Below are 14508 nucleotides of genomic sequence, written 5' to 3'. Positions count from 1 at the left end.
CCTGTCCAACGGGCGGCTGCGCGACCGACCTTGCGGGACCGGTCACGCCGGAGCTTCCACAAATGATAGCACGACAGGGATGTTTCCGGGAACAGAGCACGGAAAGACACGGCAAAGCGCGGTCAAAGTTTCGTGAACGCGCTCTGCCGCGATTATCGACAGAGCGGATCGACGCGCCTCAGGCCGCTTTTTGGTGCAGGATGTCCTGGACGATCGCCTCGGCCACGTCATTGGGACTGACGGATTGGTTGATCGCACGGGTCAAAATGCTGTCCATCGTCCGGTCCAGCGCGTCAAGCTTGCCCGCCACCCAATCCTTGCGATTGGCAATTTTCAGGATTTCCGTCGCCACATTGATGATACCGCCGCCATTGGCCACGAAATCCGGCGCATAGAGAATGCCGCGTTCGTGCAGACGTTGCGCGTCAGCCTTGGTGGCCAGCTGGTTGTTGGCTCCACCCGCCACCGCGCCGACCCTGAGCAACGGGATACTGGCCTCGTTGAGGATCGCGCCTATGGCGCAGGGGGCGAAAATATCCGCCCCAGCCTCATAGATCGCGTTTGGCTTCACCGGCTTGGCGGCGAACTCGTCGGCCACTCGCGCAACCTGCTGGGCGTCAATGTCGGTGACGATCAACCTGGCACCGGCCTTATTCAGCAAACCGCACAGGTGATGGCCCACATGGCCCAACCCCTGCACTGACACGGTTTTGCCGGCCAGATCTGCCGATCCGAACCGGTGCCGCGCCGTCGTCCGGATTGCGTTGAAGATACCGCGCGCGGTGATCGGAGAAGGATCGCCGCTGGCAAACGCCCCCTCCGCGAGACCCGCGACAAAACGCGTTTCGGTTCCGATCATCGCCATGTCTGCAGGAGTCATGCCCATATCCTCAGCCGTCCAATAGCGGCCATCGAGGCTTTGAACCGCGCGGCCAAAAGCCTGCATCAGTTCGGGCGTCTTATCCGCGGCGGGATCACCGATGATGACAGCCTTGCCACCGCCCAAAGGCAGGTCGGCCGCGGCATTCTTGAACGTCATTCCGCGCGACAGGCGCAACGCATCGTTCAGCGCCTCCGCCGGGTGCCCATAGGGATGCATACGAACACCGCCTGCAGCGGGGCCAAGTTGAGTGGAATGTATCGCAATAAATCCTTTCAAGCCCAATGCGGCGTCTTCAAACTGGATGACCTGCTCGTGGTCAGGTGCATCGACTGCAATTAATTTCATGTGTCCTCTCCAATGCCCTACCCAAGTCATCGCATGAATTTCAGAGCGGATTTCACCAAGATTGCCTGCCGCAAGGCCATATGATAGCGTGTTTCCCTAAAAACTTGCCAAAAATTAGGGAATAGACCCGAATGGACGAGATTGACCGCAGAATCATCCGCGCCTTGCAACGCGACGGTCGAATGACCGTCACCGAACTGGCGGACACGGTTGGCCTGTCTGCCACACCCTGCGCAAGGCGGCTGGAGCGGCTTCAGAAAGATGGGGTGATCATCGGCTATGCCGCTCAGGTTGACCCGTCGAAACTTGGGCTGGGCGTGTCGATTTTCGTCTCGGTCGAACTGGACAAACAGGACCGGGCGGCCATCGACGCGTTCGAGCGTGCGATCCGACGCTGCGAGGAGGTGATGGAGTGTTATCTCATGACCGGATCGCGTGATATTCTGCTGCGGGTCGTGGCCGCCGATCTTGCGGCATTCGACACGTTTCTGGAAAACCGCCTGATGCATATCCCCGGCATTCGCAATCTGAGGTCCAACTTCGCCCTGCGCACCATGGTCAAGCGCGAGGTTCTGCCCATGCCGGAATGACAAAAGGTCTGGACCTCTGACCCACCTCACCCTACCTTTCGCGCAAACGAGGGAGAGAAAGATGGCCGCCGGTACCAATATTCGCACGTATTTCAAAGGCGCGTGGCATGACGGTGACACCCCTATCATGCATGCGGCCGATCACGGGGCCTGGCTTGGTTCTTCGGTCTTTGACGGCGCGCGCTATTTTGACGGATTGTCCCCGGATCTCGATGCACATTGTTCACGCACCAATCGTTCGGCCGAGGCGCTGATGCTTACCCCCACGATGAGCGTCGACGCCATGGTTGAAATCATCCGCGAGGGGTTGAAAACCTATGACCCCGACAAAGCCGTCTATATCAGGCCAATGTACTGGGCCACGGACGGCGACATTACCACCATCGCTCCGAAAGAGGCCAGCACCGCCTTTGCCGTATGTCTGGAGGAAATCCCCTTGGCTCCCGCAACGGCCTCGGCGACGCTGACCACGACACGTTTTCGTCGCCCGGTGCTGGAGGATGCCGTGGTCAACGCGAAGGCGGGCTGCCTTTATCCCAACAACGCCCGAATGATCCGCGAGGCTCGGGCGAAAGGGTTTTCGAACGCGCTGGTGGCCGATGCCATGGGCAATGTGGCCGAAACGGCAACGGCAAACATCTTCATGGTCAAGGATGGCGAGGTGTTCACGCCCGTTCCCAACGGCACGTTTCTGGCCGGAATTACCCGTGCGCGACATATCAAGAATTTGCGCGCCGATGGCGTTACCGTTCACGAAAAGGTTCTGACTTTCGCCGATTTCCACGATGCCGACGAAGTATTCATGTCCGGCAACATGAACAAGGTCACGCCCGTGACCGCGCTGGACGACACGCAGTTTCAAATTGGACCTATCGCCCGACGCGTGCGTGAGTTGTATTGGGACTGGGCCGCATCAAACGGGTGACCGACTGGTGCTCTCAGTTGCCAGTTGCATTTTGCTGAGGCATGATCGCCGTAAACTGAAAGGTACTGTATGCGTAAGTTTCTGGTCGTTCTGGATGACAGTCGCGAATGCCTGAATGCCATGCGCTTTGCGGCGATGCGCGCGGCGCATACTGGCGGTGGCGTTACGATTCTGTCGGTGATCCCGCCGGATGAGTTCAACCACTGGATCGGCGTCGGCGAAATGATGCGCGAAGAAGCGCGCGAACGGATTCACGCGCATTTCGAGGTTTTCGCCAAATGGATGCGCGACAAGCAGGGCATTGAGCCGGAACTGGCGATCCGCGAAGGTGAACCTGTGCCCGAGATTATTTCGCATGTGCAGTCGGACACCGAAATCGGGGTTCTGGTTCTGGGTGCCGGAACCGACAAAAAAGGCCCCGGCCCGCTGGTGACGCAACTGACCCGCAATTCCGGCAGCCTGCCGATTCCGATCACCATCGTTCCGGGCGATCTGAGCAAGGAAAAACTCGAAGAGATAACCTGAGGCGGTAGATGCAGAGGCGTATTCAGTTCTGGTTCGAATTCGCCTCGACCTATTCGTATCTCAGCGCAATGCGGATCGAAGATGCGGCCGCCGCACATGGTATCATGGTGGACTGGCAGCCGTTCCTTCTGGGTCCGATCTTTGCGGATCAGGGATGGGACAATTCTCCATTCAACCTCTACCCCGCCAAGGGCCGCTATATGTGGCGCGATATGGAGCGTCTGTGCAAAGCGCGTAGTCTGCCGTTCCAGCGCCCTGACCCGTTCCCGCAAAACGGGCTGAAGGCTGCCCGCCTGGCATTGGCGGCGCGAGAGACCGGGAATGCGGGCCGGTTTGTACGAGCCGTGTTCGATGCCGAGTTCGGCAAAGGGCAGGATATCTCGGACATGCCGGTTCTGACCGCCTGCCTTGCCGCCGCGAATTTACCGGAAACTCTGTTCGAGCGCGCCGGTTCCGCCGAGATCAAGTCGGCACTGTTTGATCAGGGCGCGAAAGCCAAGGCCCTCGGCATCTTTGGCGCGCCCAGCTTCACGGTCGCTGACGAGCTGTTCTGGGGGGATGATCGGCTGGATCAGGCATTGCGGTTTGCCGCCACTCTTTAGAATCGTTCCAAATATTGACTTCCCCGGCTCCTGCCCGCATATCAATGCCAAGTGAAACGGAGTGCCACCATGTTCATTCAGACCGAATCGACCCCAAATCCGGCGACTTTGAAATTCCTGCCCGGCCAGACGGTTCTGGAAACCGGCACGGCTGATTTTCCCACGATCGAGGCGGCAACAAATTCGCCGCTTGCCGCACGCATATTCACCGTGAATGGCGTAACCGGTGTATTTTTTGGCAATGACTTCGTAACGGTGACAAAAGCGGACGATGTCGAATGGGATCACATCAAACCCGCCATTCTGGGCGCCGTGATGGAGCATTACCAATCCGGCCAGCCGGTGATGGGCGCGGATGCCGCCACCACCACGGGTCACGCGGATCATGATGGCGAGGATGCCGAGGTCGTCAACCAGATCAAGGAACTGCTGGACAGCCGGGTCCGCCCCGCCGTTGCCCAGGACGGCGGTGACATCACTTTTCATGGATTCGATCGTGGAGTCGTCTATCTGCACATGCAAGGCGCCTGCGCGGGTTGCCCTTCGTCCACGCTGACGCTGAAAATGGGTATCGAGAACCTGCTGCGGCACTACATCCCCGAGGTGACCGAGGTCCGGCCCGTTGCCGTCTGATCCATTGATTCTGGGCTTTGACACGTCGGCCGCGCATTGCGCGGCCGCTTTGTTGCGAGGACCGGAGCTCGTCGCTTCAACCGCCGAAACGATGGCGCGCGGTCAGGCAGAAAGGTTGATGCCACTTGTCGAAGAACTTCTCGCCCGGTCCGAGGCAACCTGGCATGATCTGGACGCCATCGGCGTGGGTGTAGGCCCCGGCAATTTCACCGGTATTCGGATCTCGGTCTCCGCCGCGCGCGGCCTTTCGCTGGGTTTGGGTATTCCGGCAGTGGGCATTTCGGGCTTCGAGTCCCACAGCTTCAGCGCGCCCGAAGGTCACATTGCGGCCATCCCCGCCCCCCGTGATCAGGTCTATGTCCGGGCCGCAGAATCCGACCCGGCTCTCTTGTCGCGCGGCCAAGCGGAATTGCTTGGGCCTTTGTTTTGTGAAGAGTCGCCCGCAATTCTGGCGGAAAACATCGCCCGCATCGCCGCCACCCGCTGGCGTCAGGACATCTCACCTCCCGCACCGCTGTATGTTCGACCCGCCGACGCGGCTCCGTCCAGCGACGTGCCACCGGTTCTGCTGGACGGATGACACCGGCGCAGATGGCTGCGACCCACGCAGCGGCATTCACGCAATCCCGACCATGGCGCGCTGCGGAATTCGCCGATCTGCTCGCCAACCCCTACACATATGTTCTCGGCAACGAGAAATGTTTCGCTCTGTTCCAGATCGTCGCAGGCGAGGCCGAATTGCTGACAATCGCGACGCACCCGGATCATCAACGGCGACGGCTGGCTCTCGCCTGTATGCGGAATTGGCAGGAGAAGGCGGCGCTCTTGGGAGCCAATCGCGCGTTTCTGGACGTTGCCGCCGACAACGCTCCGGCCATTGCCCTTTATGACCGTTGCGGCTATGTGCCCTGCGGTTTGCGCCGGGGCTACTATCGGCGCCAAGGCGACAAGAACGCCGACGCGATATTGATGGAGCGCAGCTTGCCCTGACGGCAAGGAACAGATTTTCAGACCATCTGGTCAAAAACCCGTGAAAAAGCGGTTGACCGCCACTGTTGCAAACGGCCTTAATTGCCAGCACCACAGCAGTTCTGCTCGCATTGTGCGGGGCCGCGGAAATTTCCGCCGCCTCGGACCGATAATAAACAACGGGAGTACAAAATGACCCTCATGAAATCCCTGATGGGTGCCGCAGCCGCCGTCGCCATGACCGCGGGAGCCGCGCTTGCCGAACCGGCGCTGATCTTCGATCTCGGCGGCAAGTTCGACAAGTCGTTCAACGAAGCCGCACATAACGGCGCATCGCGCTGGGCCGAGGAAACCGGCGGCACCTATCGCGAGATCGAGCTGCAGTCCGAAGCTCAGCGCGAACAAGCGTTGCGCCGCTTTGCCGAAGCAGGCGCGAACCCGGTGATCACCATGGGATTTGCCATGGCCGATCCGCTGGCCGCCGTCGCGCCTGACTATCCGGACACCAAATTCGTGGCCGTGGATGTGAACTGGCTGGATGCGGAAAACATCCGTCAGGTCAGCTTTGCCGAACATGAAGGATCTTACCTGGTTGGCATGCTGGCTGCGATGGCGTCGAAATCCGGCACCGTCGGTTTCATCGGCGGCATGGACATCCCGCTGATCCGTCACTTTGGCTGTGGCTATGCGCAGGGTGCCAAGGCCGTCAATCCGGACGTCAAGATCGTGGCCAACATGACTGGCACGACTCCGGCTGCCTGGAACGACCCGGTCAAGGGCTCTGAACTGACCAAGGCGCAGATCAGCCAGGGCGCTGACGTGATTTACGCAGCGGCGGGCGGCACCGGTGTCGGCGTTCTGCAAACTGCCGCCGACGAAGGCATCCTGTCGATCGGCGTGGACAGCAATCAGAACCATTTGCATCCGGGCAAGGTGCTCACCTCGATGCTCAAGCGCGTAGACGTTGCAGTCTATGACGCCATGAAAGCCGGCGCCGACGTTGAAACCGGCGTCTTCACCATGGGACTGGCGGATGATGGCGTGGGCTATGCAATGGATGACAACAATGCGCCATTGGTTTCCGATGACATGAAAACGGCCGTAGACAAGGCCCGCCAGGATATCATCGACGGAAATGTCGCCGTGACCAGCTATTATGAAAATGACAGCTGCCCGGCGCTGAACTTCTGATGCAACGTCTGGCGGGAGAAATCCCGCCAGCCCCTGGCGCCGCTCATCAAACCCTTTCGGGTTTTCTTCCCCGCGAAGACGCCTGTCCGGGTGGATGATCGGCCCCGTCGGCCATTGAGGACAAGACATGACCGCTCCCGCAATCGAGCTCAAAGGGATTTCCAAGGCCTTTGGACCGGTCCAGGCAAACAAGGACATATCGATCAGCGTCGCCCCCGGCACAATCCACGGGATCATCGGCGAAAACGGCGCTGGCAAATCCACGTTGATGAGCATTCTCTACGGCTTCTACAAGGCCGACAAGGGCGAGATCTGGATCAACGGAACCCAAACCGAGATCCCCGACAGTCAGGCCGCTATTGCCGCCGGGATCGGCATGGTTTTCCAGCATTTCAAGCTGGTCGAGAATTTCACCGTCCTGGAAAACATCGTTCTGGGTGCCGAGGAAGGCGGGCTTCTGGCACCTTCACTGGCCAAGGCACGTAAAGAGCTGAAGGCGCTCGAGGAAGAATACGAGCTTTTCGTCGATCCCGACAAACGCATCGACGAGATCGGCGTCGGAATGCAGCAGCGGGTCGAGATCCTCAAGGCGCTGTATCGCAAGGCCGAAATCCTGATCCTGGACGAGCCCACCGGAGTTCTGACCCCGGCCGAGGCGGATCAGCTTTTCCGTATCCTCCACCGCCTGCGGGAAGAAGGAAAAACCATCATCCTGATTACCCACAAACTGCGTGAAATCATGGAGGCGACCGATACCGTGTCGGTGATGCGCCGGGGCGAGATGACGGCCACCGTCAAGACATCCGACACCAACCCCGAGCACTTGGCCGAACTCATGGTGGGCCGCAAGGTCCTGCTGCGGGTCGACAAGGTGCCGGCGCAGCCAGGCAAACCGGTGCTCGAAATCGAAGGCTTGCGCGTCATTGACGAGACGGGTGTCGAGCGCGTCAAGGGTATCGATCTGACGGTCCGTGCCGGAGAAATCCTCGGCATCGCGGGCGTCGCCGGGAATGGCCAGTCCGAACTGCTGGAAGTCCTTGGCGGCATGCGTCCGGCATCCGGCGACATCAGGCTGAACGGCGAGCCGCTGGCGCTTTGGGGCCACGGCGCCGACGGCCAGGCGCGGCGCGCTCAGGGCATCGCGCACGTCCCCGAGGACCGCCAGCGCGAAGGGCTGATCATGGATTTCCATGCCTGGGAGAACGTCGCCTTCGGTTATCACCGCGATCCGGCCTATCAGCGCGGTATCTTCATGGACAATACCGCCCTGCGTGCCGATACCGAGCGCAAGATCGAAAAGTTCGATGTCCGTCCCGCGGATGGCTGGCTGGCGGCCAAGAACTTCTCGGGCGGCAACCAGCAGAAAATCGTCGTGGCGCGCGAGATCGAACGCAACCCCGATCTGCTGCTGGTCGGCCAACCGACGCGCGGTGTCGATATTGGCGCCATCGAGTTCATTCACAAACAGATCGTCGCCCTGCGCGATCAGGGCAAGGCGATCCTGCTGGTTTCGGTCGAACTGGAAGAGATTTTCTCGCTGTCCGACCGCATTGCGGTGATGTTCGACGGGCACATCATGGGCGAGCGCCTGCCACAGGAAACCGATGAAAAAGAGCTGGGCCTGTTGATGGCCGGTGTGGCCGGGGAGGCCGCGTAACATGGAAAAGATGCCCAAATGGGCCGATGTGGTCCTGATCCCGCTGATCAGCCTGATCCTTGCGGCGATCCTGTCAGCCCTTGTTATCCTCGGCATCGGCGAAGATCCGGTCGCCGCTGTCAAGCTGATGGTTTCCGGCGCGCTGGGTTCGACCTATGGCTGGGGCTATACGCTCTATTACGCCACCAATTTCATCTTCACCGGCCTTGCGGTCGCCGTGGCTTTCCACGCGCGGATGTTCAATATCGGCGGCGAGGGGCAGGCGATGCTGGGCGGGCTTGGCGTTGCGCTCGTCTGCCTTTACGTGCCCTGGCCACACTGGAGCATCGCGTTGCTGGCCGCCTGCGCCGCATCGATGGTCTTTGGCGCGGCTTGGGCGGCGATCCCGGCCTATCTGCAGGCCAGGCGCGGCAGCCATATCGTGATCACCACGATCATGTTCAATTTCATCGCGGCCGCGTTTCTGAACTATATGCTGGTCAATGTCATGCGGCCCGAAGGGTCGATGGATCCGGCAACCCAGCGCTTTCCCGAGGCGGTGCATCTGCCGACGCTTCACGACCTGCTGGCCCCCATCGGCATCAGCTTTTCCAAGGCCGCGCCCGCCAATATCTCTCTGATCGTGGCGATCCTCGCCTGTGTCGTGGTTTGGGCGCTGATCTGGCGCACGCGCCTGGGCTATGAGATCCGGGCTTACGGGCATTCCGAAACCGGCGCGCTTTATGCCGGGATTTCGCCGGTGCGGATCACCATCGTGTCGATGCTGATCTCAGGTGCATTGGCCGGTCTCATGGCGACCAACAACGTGATGGGCGAAGCAGAGCGCCTGGTGCTCAACTCGACCGAGGGCGCGGGTTTCATCGGAATCGCGGTCGCCCTGATGGGTCGATCCCATCCCTTTGGTGTGTTTGTGGCGGCAATCCTGTTTGGCTTTCTCTATCAGGGCGGCGCGGAACTGGCACTTTGGACGTCGATCCCCCGCGAACTGATCGTTGTCATCCAGGCGCTGGTGATCCTGTTCACCGGAGCGCTGGACAATATGGTACGCGCCCCGCTTGAAAAACTGTTTCTCGGATTTCGGAAAGGATCGGCCTGATGGATTTCCTGACGATTATCCAGATCCTCGATTCGACAATTCGACTGTCCACTCCGTTGCTTCTGGCCTGTTTGGCCGGATTGTATTCGGAACGTGCCGGCATTTTCGACATCGGCCTTGAGGGAAAGATGCTTATGTCCGCCTTTTTTTCAGCCGCCGTCGCCGCCGTGTCCGGGTCGGTCTGGCTTGGCCTTCTGGCAGGCATGGCCTCGTCGTTGGTGCTTGCGGGGCTGCACGGTCTGGCCTCGATCACGTTCCGGGGCAATCAGCTGATTTCCGGAGTGGCGATCAACTTTCTGGCGGCGGGTATGACCGTTCTGGTGGCGCAGGACTGGTTCCAGCAGGGCGGAAGAACACCCTCGCTGTTTGGCGGAGGACGGTTCGAAAGCGCGGAATTTCCTTTCGCAATCGGCCCTGACGATGCCGAGAGACTCGGACGACCGGTTTCCGACCTGATGAGCGAGGCGAACCTCTTTCAGCAAATTTTTTCCGAACTGATCTCGGGCCATAGTGTTCTTGTCTATATTGCATTTCTGGCCGTGCCGGCGACATGGTGGGTTCTCAACCGCACGCGGTTCGGCCTGCGCCTGCGCGCCGTGGGCGAGAACCCGGCCGCGGTTGATACCGCTGGTGTTTCGGTCGTCGGCCTGCGCTATGCCGCTGTGGCGATCTGCGGTGTGCTGTGCGGCATTGCCGGAGCCTATCTGGCCACCGCCCTTCAAGCCGGATTCGTCAAGGACATGACGGCCGGTCGTGGCTTTATCGCTCTGGCGGCACTGATCTTTGCCAAGTGGCGCCCATGGCATGCAATGTGGGCCTGCCTGCTGTTCGGTCTTTTGCAAGCCATCGCCTTGCGGTTCCAGAACATTGATCTGGGCGGAATCGTGATCCCGGTACAGGTCATGGACGCCCTGCCTTATATCCTGACCGTGGTGATTCTCGCCGGCTTCGTCGGCAAGGCCATTCCGCCGCGCGCAGGTGGTGAACCCTATGTCAAGGAACGTTGATAAGGCCAGTTCACGATCATAAATCAGTCCTAATCGCTGCGCAGCAGCATGGATGGTTGATTTTGTACGCGGCACCGGTTCTAAGAGAGTATGCAAATATACCTTCCCATCGCCGAAGTCTCTGTAAACGCCTTTCTACTGTTGGGTTTGGGTGGAATGGTCGGCATTTTGTCCGGCATGTTCGGCGTTGGCGGCGGCTTTCTCATGACGCCCCTGCTTTTCTTCATCGGCATACCGCCGGCGGTGGCGGTCGCGACCGAAGCCAACCAGATCGTTGCGTCGTCTTTTTCGGGCGTGCTTGCGCATTTCCGACGAAAGACCGTAGATCTGAAAATGGGGACAGTGCTTTTGGTCGGGGGCCTGACCGGCGCGGCCTTGGGTGTGGTTGTGTTCAACTATCTCAAAAGCCTTGGCCAGGTCGATCTTTTGGTCAAGCTTTGCTATGTCGTGTTCCTCGGCATTATCGGCGGGCTGATGTTCGTCGAAAGCCTGAACGCCATCAGGAAATCCCGAAAATCCGACGGCCACGCAGCCCCGAAACGACGGCAGCGTGGCTGGATTCACGCATTGCCTTTCAAAATGCGCTTTCGGACATCGGGCCTTTATATCTCGGTTCTGCCGCCGCTGATCGTCGGTCTGTTCGTTGGTGTGTTGTCCGCCATCATGGGTGTTGGCGGTGGCTTTATCATGGTTCCCGCGATGATCTATCTGCTGGGCATGCCGACCAAAGTCGTGGTGGGAACCTCGCTGTTTCAGATCATCTTTGTGACCGCCTTCACCACCATGCTGCACGCCACCACCAACTTTACCGTTGATGTTGTTTTGGCGGTTCTGCTGCTGGTTGGCGGGGTGGTCGGCGCGCAATTCGGGACCGTCATCGGCGCACGCATGAAAGCCGAGCAGCTTCGCATCCTACTGGCCCTGATGGTGCTGGTGGTTTGCGGCAAGCTGGCGACGGACCTGCTGCTGCAACCCGCGGAACTGTATTCAATCGGCGCCGAAGGAGGCCACTGATGCTCCGCCTGCTTGCCGCGCTTGTTTTACTGTCCCTTCCCGCCGCCGCGGAAGAGACCGTTGTGCTGGGTCTCAGCCAGGACCGGGTGGCCATCACCGCCGATTTCAACGGTTCCGAAATTCTGGTTTTCGGCGCTGTAAAACGCGAAACGCCAATCCCGTCCGGCAACCCGCTTGAGGTCATCGTAGCCGTCTCTGGACCGGCCGAACCGGTGCTGGTGCGCCGCAAGGAGAAGAAGTTCGGGATCTGGGTCAATGTCGACAGCGTTCTGGTCGATTCCGCCCCCAGTTTTTACGCTGTCGCAACCAGCGCCCCGTTCAAGGACGCGATTACCGACACAGAGGATCTGCGCTATCGCATATCGATCGAGCGGGCCATCCGATCAGTCGGCGCGGCGATGCATATTCGCGGTGCACAGTCCTTTGCCGATGCGGTTGTGCGAATTCGCGAACATGCGGACCTGTATTCGATCCGCGAAAACACCGTCGCTGTGGATGAACAGACCCTGTTCCGAACTTTGATCGCCATGCCAGCCGACCTGACCGAAGGTGATTATCTTGCGCGCATCTTTCTGACCCGTGGCGGCGAAGTGATCTCGGAATTCGAAACGACCATAGATGTGCGCAAGGTCGGGCTGGAACGCATTCTCTATTCGATGTCACGCCAACAGCCAATCGTCTATGGTCTGATGTCGCTGGCTATCGCGATTGCTGCCGGCTGGGGAGCATCGACCGCATTCCGCTTGCTGCGCAACAACTAACCCCGGCCAATATAGGGCATTGTCGTAGCCATTACCGTCATGAACTGAACATTCGCTTCGGGCGGAAGGTTTGCCATGTGCAAAACGGATCGTGCCGCGTCCTCCACTGCCATCGTGGGATCCGGCTCGCGCCCCTCGGCCAGCGCGGCGTCTACCAGCCCTTGCACGATGGGGGTTCGCGCATTGCCGATGTCGATCTGTCCGCAGGCGATACCGAACGGGCGGCCGTCCAGCGAAAGGCTGCGTGTCAGCCCGGTTATGGCGTGCTTGGTCGCCGTGTAGTGCACCGAGTTTGGGCGCGGCACATGCGCGGCGATTGAGCCATTGTTGATGATCCGTCCCCCCTGCGGCGACTGCTTGCGCATCGCCGCAAACGCTTCGCGGGCGCACAGGAACATGCCGTTCAGATTGACGTTGACCGAATTGTACCAGTCCTGCAGCGCGATTTCCTCAATTGTACCGCCCTTCGCAAAGATCCCGGCATTGTTGAACAAGACATCCAATCGCCCGGCCCGGTCCACGAATTTGCGAAAGCTCGCCACGACGGCATGCGGGTCGGTCACGTCCGCCGTCAGCGGCAGGGCATTGGGCTGCCCCCGAGCCATCTCTTCCAACACTTCGCCGCGCCGCGCCAGCAATCCGACGCGCCATCCTTCGGCAAGAAACAATTCTGCCGTCGCCCGGCCAATGCCCGAGCTGGCCCCGGTCACGATGATCGTCTTCATATCTGTTCGGCCTCCAGTGTCAGTTCCGGCGCGGCCATCACCCGCAGGTCGTCCACCCGCAGCGGATAGGTCGGTTTCGACAACCTGTTGCGCACCACCCAGATCAGCCGCTCCTGCGCCCGGGTGATCGCCACATAGGCCAGCCGTTTCCACAAGGGTTGACCCGCCTCTGTCCGCCCCATACGGGCCGCCGCATATATGTCCGGGGCAAAGACCTGGACCGTCTCCCACTGAGAGCCCTGCGCCTTGTGGATGGTCACCGCCGCCCCGTGCAGAAACGTAGCGCCCATACGCGCGGCATAGGGGATGAACGGCTCTTCCTCATCCGGCTTCTCGATTTTGACGATTGAGGCGGCACTGACCTGCGGATCCTCGGCCCCCGTCACGTGCAAGCGCGAAAAGCCCGGCTTGCGCCCCGGCCCCAGATAGATCACCTGCGCGCCCTTGATCAGGCCGCGCGCTTCGAGATCCAGACGTTTCTTGCGATGCTTCAATGGCAGCTCGATCCCGTCGCAGATCAGCGGCTCGCCTTCCAGAAGCTCGGTTTCGGGCGCGCCGTGAACGTGGCGAAAAGCGTTGATCAGCCGGATGCGTGTCGCGTTGCGCCAGACCAGAACCGGGCTGCGCGCCATCAGATCGACCTCGACCCGTTGCCCCCAGACGACGCGATCGTCCCGGCGTGCGGTTTCTTCGATCATGCGTTCGAAATCTTCGAAGCCCAGCAGCGGGTCGGCCAGCGCGTGGGCGAGATCCAGAATGGGATTGTCCGCGTCCTGTCGGTGAATTCGGCTCAGCGTCAGCTTGCGCGGATCGGGCAGCCCGTCAAACACCATCGAGCCTGACTGATTGACCGGGGCCAGCTGTGCCGGGTCCCCAAACAGCAGGAGGGTCGGAAAAATTTCCTTCAGGTCTTCGAACTGCCGGTCGTCCAGCATCGATGCCTCGTCCACGAAGCCGATATCCAGAGGCTCTTCGCGGCGCTTCCAGCCGGTGATGAAATCCGACCCGCGCAATCCCGCCGCCGCCAGCGCGCCGGGAATGGACTTGTTCCTTGCATAAAACGCGGCGGCGCGGTCCAGCGCCTCGTCTGTCAGCCCTTCGATCTCGGGGCGCTCGTCATTGCCTGCCAGCCACTCGGCGATGCGTTCGTATTCCGGGTCGTATACCGGCGTATAGAGAATTCGGTGGATGGTGGTCGCCGGAACACCGCGCAGACGCAGGACACTCGCCGCCTTGTTTGTCGGTGCGAGAATCGCCAATGTCCGCTTGTCGCGCGATTTGCGGCTTTCATAGTCGCCCGAGACAACGCTGACGCCCGCATCGCTCAAGGCCTTGTAGAGCTCTGACAACAACAACGTTTTGCCCGAGCCCGCCTTGCCGATCACCGCCATGACGCCGGATTTTCCGTCACCCGGAGATTTCAACAGTGCTTCGTCATCCAGATCGATACCCGCCAGCCGCAGCATCTCGGCGATGCTGTCGAAAGCGGTGGCCTGATCGTCGGAGAATTTCACTTGCGGCAAGGACATGGCGCGACCCTACAGGGCCGCGCCAACCATCGCCAGACACCATTTACACGCGCGTC

The 14508-nt window shown here is 60.3% G+C and carries 16 protein-coding genes; 13 read left to right on the top strand and 3 right to left on the bottom strand.

The window, feature by feature from the left end; all coding sequences use genetic code 11:
- Positions 1 to 178: 178 nt before the first annotated feature.
- Positions 179 to 1228 (bottom strand): Glu/Leu/Phe/Val family dehydrogenase, encoded by a 1050-nt coding sequence (locus tag ACR0AO_RS10855; RefSeq protein ID WP_480603280.1) that lies wholly within the window; start codon positions 1226 to 1228, stop codon positions 179 to 181.
- Positions 1229 to 1359: 131 nt separating this feature from the next.
- On the opposite strand from ACR0AO_RS10855, the gene ACR0AO_RS10850 reads away from it, so the two are divergent.
- From ACR0AO_RS10850 to ACR0AO_RS10790, 13 genes are all read left to right on the top strand, one after another.
- Entirely contained in the window at positions 1360 to 1818 is a 459-nt protein-coding gene (locus ACR0AO_RS10850; protein WP_480603278.1) for an Lrp/AsnC family transcriptional regulator, read from the top strand.
- A 61-nt stretch (positions 1819 to 1879) separates the two neighbouring features.
- Entirely contained in the window at positions 1880 to 2743 is an 864-nt protein-coding gene (locus ACR0AO_RS10845; protein WP_480603276.1) for a branched-chain amino acid aminotransferase, read from the top strand.
- A gap of 69 nt (positions 2744 to 2812) precedes the next feature.
- Complete coding sequence (locus ACR0AO_RS10840; RefSeq protein WP_480603274.1) at positions 2813 to 3268, top strand: universal stress protein; 456 nt, start codon at positions 2813 to 2815, stop codon at positions 3266 to 3268.
- Between the two features lie 8 nt (positions 3269 to 3276).
- Positions 3277 to 3870: a DsbA family protein gene (locus ACR0AO_RS10835; protein WP_480603272.1), complete on the top strand. Its 594-nt coding sequence runs from the start codon at positions 3277 to 3279 to the stop codon at positions 3868 to 3870.
- Positions 3871 to 3939: 69 nt separating this feature from the next.
- Positions 3940 to 4503: a NifU family protein gene (locus ACR0AO_RS10830; RefSeq protein WP_480603269.1), complete on the top strand. Its 564-nt coding sequence runs from the start codon at positions 3940 to 3942 to the stop codon at positions 4501 to 4503.
- Entirely contained in the window at positions 4493 to 5083 is a 591-nt protein-coding gene (gene tsaB / locus ACR0AO_RS10825; RefSeq protein WP_480603267.1) for a tRNA (adenosine(37)-N6)-threonylcarbamoyltransferase complex dimerization subunit type 1 TsaB, read from the top strand. Before ACR0AO_RS10830 ends, tsaB begins: the two co-directional genes overlap by 11 nt.
- A gap of 11 nt (positions 5084 to 5094) precedes the next feature.
- On the top strand, positions 5095 to 5493 hold the full coding sequence (locus tag ACR0AO_RS10820; protein WP_480603265.1) for a GNAT family N-acetyltransferase: 399 nt from the start codon (positions 5095 to 5097) through the stop codon (positions 5491 to 5493).
- Positions 5494 to 5664: 171 nt separating this feature from the next.
- The gene (locus ACR0AO_RS10815; protein ID WP_480603263.1) at positions 5665 to 6663 is read left to right on the top strand and encodes a BMP family lipoprotein; all 999 of its coding nucleotides are present in this window, start codon (positions 5665 to 5667) and stop codon (positions 6661 to 6663) included.
- Between the two features lie 127 nt (positions 6664 to 6790).
- The gene (locus ACR0AO_RS10810; protein WP_480603261.1) at positions 6791 to 8320 is read left to right on the top strand and encodes an ABC transporter ATP-binding protein; all 1530 of its coding nucleotides are present in this window, start codon (positions 6791 to 6793) and stop codon (positions 8318 to 8320) included.
- Between the two features lies 1 nt (position 8321).
- Positions 8322 to 9416 (top strand): ABC transporter permease, encoded by a 1095-nt coding sequence (locus tag ACR0AO_RS10805; RefSeq protein ID WP_480603259.1) that lies wholly within the window; start codon positions 8322 to 8324, stop codon positions 9414 to 9416.
- Positions 9416 to 10423: an ABC transporter permease gene (locus ACR0AO_RS10800; protein WP_480603255.1), complete on the top strand. Its 1008-nt coding sequence runs from the start codon at positions 9416 to 9418 to the stop codon at positions 10421 to 10423. Before ACR0AO_RS10805 ends, ACR0AO_RS10800 begins: the two co-directional genes overlap by 1 nt.
- A gap of 90 nt (positions 10424 to 10513) precedes the next feature.
- Positions 10514 to 11437, top strand: a complete 924-nt coding sequence (locus ACR0AO_RS10795; RefSeq protein WP_480603253.1) for a sulfite exporter TauE/SafE family protein — start codon at positions 10514 to 10516, stop codon at positions 11435 to 11437.
- Positions 11437 to 12198, top strand: a complete 762-nt coding sequence (locus tag ACR0AO_RS10790) for a TIGR02186 family protein (RefSeq protein WP_480603251.1) — start codon at positions 11437 to 11439, stop codon at positions 12196 to 12198. Before ACR0AO_RS10795 ends, ACR0AO_RS10790 begins: the two co-directional genes overlap by 1 nt.
- Here ACR0AO_RS10790 and ACR0AO_RS10785 read toward each other — a convergent pair.
- Together ACR0AO_RS10785 and ACR0AO_RS10780 are read right to left on the bottom strand one after the other, a co-directional pair.
- Positions 12195 to 12923, bottom strand: coding sequence for an SDR family oxidoreductase (locus tag ACR0AO_RS10785; RefSeq protein ID WP_480603247.1), 729 nt, complete (start codon positions 12921 to 12923; stop codon positions 12195 to 12197). The two genes, ACR0AO_RS10790 and ACR0AO_RS10785, sit on opposite strands and share 4 nt — an antisense overlap.
- A complete protein-coding gene (locus ACR0AO_RS10780) occupies positions 12920 to 14452 on the bottom strand; it encodes an ATP-dependent DNA helicase (RefSeq protein ID WP_480603246.1) in 1533 nt (510 codons plus the stop codon). Before ACR0AO_RS10780 ends, ACR0AO_RS10785 begins: the two co-directional genes overlap by 4 nt.
- Between the last annotated feature and the right edge of the window lie 56 nt (positions 14453 to 14508).

It is taken from the genome of Ruegeria sp. AF8 (assembly GCF_056541825.1).
This window is presented reverse-complemented; position numbering and strand designations above follow the sequence as displayed.

What these genes read in the sequence shown, in the direction of transcription:
- ACR0AO_RS10830 (WP_480603269.1), top strand. Translation starts at nt 3,940, where the DNA reads ATGTTCATTCAGACCGAATCGACCCCAAATCCGGCGACTTTGAAATTC.
- ACR0AO_RS10835 (WP_480603272.1), top strand. Translation starts at nt 3,277, where the DNA reads ATGCAGAGGCGTATTCAGTTCTGGTTCGAATTCGCCTCGACCTATTCG.
- ACR0AO_RS10790 (WP_480603251.1), top strand. Translation starts at nt 11,437, where the DNA reads ATGCTCCGCCTGCTTGCCGCGCTTGTTTTACTGTCCCTTCCCGCCGCC.
- ACR0AO_RS10845 (WP_480603276.1), top strand. Translation starts at nt 1,880, where the DNA reads ATGGCCGCCGGTACCAATATTCGCACGTATTTCAAAGGCGCGTGGCAT.
- ACR0AO_RS10780 (WP_480603246.1), bottom strand. Translation starts at nt 14,452, where the DNA reads ATGTCCTTGCCGCAAGTGAAATTCTCCGACGATCAGGCCACCGCTTTC.
- ACR0AO_RS10855 (WP_480603280.1), bottom strand. Translation starts at nt 1,228, where the DNA reads ATGAAATTAATTGCAGTCGATGCACCTGACCACGAGCAGGTCATCCAG.
- ACR0AO_RS10795 (WP_480603253.1), top strand. Translation starts at nt 10,514, where the DNA reads ATGCAAATATACCTTCCCATCGCCGAAGTCTCTGTAAACGCCTTTCTA.
- ACR0AO_RS10805 (WP_480603259.1), top strand. Translation starts at nt 8,322, where the DNA reads ATGGAAAAGATGCCCAAATGGGCCGATGTGGTCCTGATCCCGCTGATC.
- ACR0AO_RS10810 (WP_480603261.1), top strand. Translation starts at nt 6,791, where the DNA reads ATGACCGCTCCCGCAATCGAGCTCAAAGGGATTTCCAAGGCCTTTGGA.
- ACR0AO_RS10850 (WP_480603278.1), top strand. Translation starts at nt 1,360, where the DNA reads ATGGACGAGATTGACCGCAGAATCATCCGCGCCTTGCAACGCGACGGT.
- ACR0AO_RS10815 (WP_480603263.1), top strand. Translation starts at nt 5,665, where the DNA reads ATGACCCTCATGAAATCCCTGATGGGTGCCGCAGCCGCCGTCGCCATG.
- ACR0AO_RS10800 (WP_480603255.1), top strand. Translation starts at nt 9,416, where the DNA reads ATGGATTTCCTGACGATTATCCAGATCCTCGATTCGACAATTCGACTG.
- ACR0AO_RS10785 (WP_480603247.1), bottom strand. Translation starts at nt 12,923, where the DNA reads ATGAAGACGATCATCGTGACCGGGGCCAGCTCGGGCATTGGCCGGGCG.
- ACR0AO_RS10840 (WP_480603274.1), top strand. Translation starts at nt 2,813, where the DNA reads ATGCGTAAGTTTCTGGTCGTTCTGGATGACAGTCGCGAATGCCTGAAT.
- ACR0AO_RS10820 (WP_480603265.1), top strand. Translation starts at nt 5,095, where the DNA reads ATGGCTGCGACCCACGCAGCGGCATTCACGCAATCCCGACCATGGCGC.